Source organism: Vibrio sp. OPT20 (assembly GCF_963889365.1).
GTDB classification, from domain to species: Bacteria; Pseudomonadota; Gammaproteobacteria; order Enterobacterales; family Vibrionaceae; genus Vibrio; species Vibrio splendidus.
The window spans coordinates 1-4,153 of record NZ_CAWPOA010000035.1; the positions used below are offsets into that span (position 1 = coordinate 1).

2 protein-coding genes are annotated in these 4,153 nt (G+C 39.4%); both read right to left on the bottom strand.

All coding sequences use genetic code 11. The annotated features are described in order from the left end of the window. Positions 1-120 precede the first annotated feature (120 nt). Positions 121-573 (bottom strand): Lrp/AsnC family transcriptional regulator, encoded by a 453-nt coding sequence (locus tag AACR09_RS07300; protein WP_017062578.1) that lies wholly within the window; start codon positions 571-573, stop codon positions 121-123. 60 nt (positions 574-633) lie between these two features. Then, the gene (gene tssM / locus AACR09_RS07305) at positions 634-4,026 is read right to left on the bottom strand and encodes a type VI secretion system membrane subunit TssM (RefSeq protein ID WP_193836267.1); all 3,393 of its coding nucleotides are present in this window, start codon (positions 4,024-4,026) and stop codon (positions 634-636) included. Positions 4,027-4,153 lie beyond the last annotated feature (127 nt).

Genomic DNA, 4,153 nt, shown 5'->3' on the forward strand with positions numbered 1-4,153 from the left:
CATCCATAAAAAAATCCAAGTGCATTAAATACACTTGGATTTTGACAGCTCTGGAGGATCGTTCAACCGATCACTTTGGCTTTAACTGATCGGCATTAGCTCATAAGAGCGGCTTTATTTTTAACGACTGATTGGTTGGTGTAGCACTACTGTCGTATTGAGAGAGCGAATGCCATTGAACGACTCTATCTCATTACATAAATGGTGTATTGATTGCAGGTCAGGTGCTTCAATCAAAGAAATAATGTCGTAGGTACCACCAACAATGCTTGTAAGTCTGACTTCAGGTAGTTCTTTTAACGCATTACTTACATCATTTTTCTTACCTTTTTCACAAGAAATCAGCAAATAACTTGCCGCTTTTCTCCCGTCATTTTCTACTCTTATTTGTGCCGTATACCCTTTGATAATACCGGTTTTTTCAAGTCTGTTGATACGTTCAGCGACTGCTGTTCGCGACAAGCCGATGTTGCGAGAAAGGTTAGCAATCGATTCTCGCCCATTGGAGAGTAGATTCGATAGAATTTTACGATCTAGTTTGTCTAAGCCTTGTAAACTAATGTTGGACATCATGTGTTCTGCCTTTTCTGAATTATTATTGTATTTGTATTTGTATTTGTATTTGTATTTTCACTATATAGCTTCGGGTAGAGTGAAGTTATACAGCTCCGCTAACGTAAACGGGTTTTTCTGAGTCAAAGGAGTAATTCGTAAGCTCAGATCTCTGCCTGATACTTTAATATCACTTACGAAGCTGCCGTTATGGGTATTTGTTAACGTTGAGTCACCAAATAACCGATAGATAGCCCATTGACCATTCTTGCTCAGTACGTGCTGTTTACCTTCGTCTGTTACGTCTTGAATCGTAATACTGATATTGAAATCTCCGTTTTGAGGAGGCCACTCAAGTTCACGAATTCTACTTGGACCATGGTAATAGTTGATATTTGAGTCCGCTATTTTCAAGCTTGCTCTTATTGCACTCGAATCCAGATCAAGAACTTTCGCACTGAATGGAAGGTACAAGCGGTTTGTACTCTTGTTAATTAACGTATCTCTGATGACATTGTAATTTCTTAACTGAACAAGCAACTCTGGCGAGAGTGGCATAATTTCGCCTTCTACCTGTTTCGGTGTCCATAGATTTGTGTCGTAAAAAGGAGCGAAATTCTTATCGATAAATGCATCTAGCAATCCCCCCGAAGCAAATAGTAGCTCAAAGTCTTCAATCGAAATTTCCTCAGTTGCACTTAGGTCAAAAGGGTACCTTCCTAAACCTAACTCTTTGAACTTGGTATAGATCTCACTATACCAAAGAGTCTGGATTCCTTTTGATGATTCAGAAATCATCACAGACCAGCTCTGGTTAACTACGTCTAAAAGCCAACTTCTGACGGGTTCAGGAGATTTTTGCGCTATCTGTTTTAAGCGGATTAGAGGATCTGCCTCCGTACTACTCATTCGGTGTTGCGCTGCAGTTAACGCTGCCATTTGAGGATCTGGTGCGTCAGCTATATCCTTCATATAAGTACGAACTCTGCTAAGTGCAGTTATCGTTTCATCCCATGGTGTAGGGGAGTTAGGGGTTTCGTTAATTTGTAATTGATTCAGGATATGGAAAGCTTGTTCAACTCTTTTCATCAACAAGTAGTCAGGTTTAACAAGTTCTTCAGCGAGTTCTGGTGCTGCATTTACTGCACCAGCAAGTTTAGGGTTAACCTGGGCCATTAATGCATTCTGTTGTCCGATCGGGGAAAACTGAGTGTTTGTATAAACTTGTTTTAGAACGGTTGTCATAGGAGAAGAGGGACCAGAGATTAGATCTATGGCATTGGTTATCTCCCCTATATTGTTGTAACGCTTGACTTTTAGTTCGCTTAAAGCATTTCGCCAATAACTGATGTAGTCATCCGTATATTTTTTTCTTACTTGTTTCTTGAAGGTCTCTTGTTCTTTGTCTGTTGGGATTACGTGGTTTGACAACCCCAATACCCAGTTGTCAGTGATGACTTTTTGCGACATTAAATCGACACGAGGGCGGTAAAACGTGCTGAAGCCCGTCGACGTATAAACTTTATCGATTTCTAATCGTCGGGGATCCAAGTTGTCGTTGAAAACATTATTAAAGTCGAAACCCACTGCTCTTTGTAAATTCAGAGTGCCCAAATCAATGTCGCCTGCTTGCTGTAATAAGCTAACGTAAACTAGGTCGACGTTTGAACTAGAGAGCAGTGATCGCCTTGTCGCACGAACCATATTCATGTTGATCGGTACAGGTTCAAAATTCGTTCGGAAATACGCGTCTAAATACTTCATGACCGTTGTAATCGTTTCTGGTTGATCGTTGAGTTTTTGTAGTGTTGACAGTGTTTGTTGACGAAGAAATTTTATCTCGCGCTTGGTAGGGTCATTCAACATTAAGTAACCTTTGAGTAAAGGTAGTGCACTATTAATGTTGTCTTGGTTTTGTGTTAGTTGCAAACGATAACCTTGCTCAATTACGGGCATTAAGTGGTTTCTAATTTGCATTATGAGGGCGTTGTAAGCGATTTTTGTACTTTCATCGAGACGACTTACATTCATGTTCACCAGTTCATTGTCTAACGCTTGTGAGCCACTAAGCCATGCTTGATAAGATGGTTGTACAGTTTGGATCGCACTTGAAAGAGAGCTTGCAAAAGAATTGCTTTTTGGGGAGGACGATTGTGAATCATCGATACCAATAAGCTGACTAATCACTCTCAGATTGTCATCTAAAGTCGTTGAAAATAGGTAAGCACCACTACCTAGTAAAATTATGGAAGCGGCAACGGCTAGACGGCTCTGTCTCTGGATCATCCTAAGGTAAGTCTTGTTTTCACCTGCGAAATCAGATTCAGGCAGGATCTGAGAGTCCATTAGGAAACGCGTAAAATAGGGCGTTTCTGTTAATTGAGTATGTTCCGACGCAATGATCGGCAAGTTAAAGTAGTTGCTGCAACTCTTAGCTAATAGATTGTATTTTCTGCCTCCTTGGATATTCGATATAAAAAAAACTTCACGGATATCAAGAGAATAAGATCCAGTATTGAGTTCTGAAAGTCGTTCTATTACAGAAGCAATTTCAGACTGGCACAATTCGAATTGTTTAGGGAATGCTAATATGGCTTGCTTCTCGTTAACGTCATTAGAGTGAGACGACGAATCTAACGCATTGCTCTCCATTACTTTTACTAAATTACGGAAGCTATCATGGTAGTACTCAACAAATACACCTTTAGCTTCCTTTAATGGAATTGATAGAAACTCAACCGATGTCTTTAGGGAACTAAAGTGTATGTATTCTTTGAATCCTTCTAACTTGTCGAGCTTAGACATCATTAAATACAAAGGGATCGCAGAGGAAGTTTTTTCGCTTATCGATTCTAGTCTATGGTTAAGCGCGGTTAAGGTGTAATCGATTTGCTCGGTCTCAGAGACAATTAGAAATTCAAAATCGATAAAAAACAAACAACCTGAAAATGGCTTTCTAGGTTTATGTTTAATGACCTCATTTACAAATGCATCCCATAAAGCACTATCGTTACTAGAAACCTCTTGAAACAATAGCCGTTGATCCGGTTTGATATAAACTGCAGAGTCAGACTCATACCATTCGAAAAAATCATTCTTAGCGGTACGCGTTTGATCCATTGGCTTGATAGCACTGGAATTAAGTAAAAACTGAGTTCTACCCGCGTACTTATTACCAATCATCAGGTAGATAGGCTTTTTGTTTGATTTTGCCAAAAGAGGGCGAATGACCATAGCTAGCGCTTCTTCTTCTGTTTCAAGTTTAAGCGCTTTGTTGTTGCTTTTTTTCTTAAGCCATAAAGTGATCTGGAACAACGAATAAAAAAGTGTTACCGCACCTAATGCGATCCAAAGGTAAAACTTGTCTGTTATATCTAGCCAGAGGATATAAATAGCAGCGATTGTAGCCGCAAGAAAGAGGAAAATGGCTGTCGATATAACAACAGGGTTCCTCATTATTTTGTGTTTTAACATAAGCCTATTTCGTTGTTTTAAGTGTGTGATCTGATTCAATGCTATTTTTAGTGCTACGGTTGCATTGCTTTAAGCTCAGATTCCAAAGTTTTTATTTTGTACAAATAAATGTTGAGTATCCGAAGAG

What these genes read in the sequence shown, in the direction of transcription:
- AACR09_RS07300 (WP_017062578.1), bottom strand. Translation starts at nt 573, where the DNA reads ATGATGTCCAACATTAGTTTACAAGGCTTAGACAAACTAGATCGTAAA.
- tssM (WP_193836267.1), bottom strand. Translation starts at nt 4,026, where the DNA reads ATGTTAAAACACAAAATAATGAGGAACCCTGTTGTTATATCGACAGCC.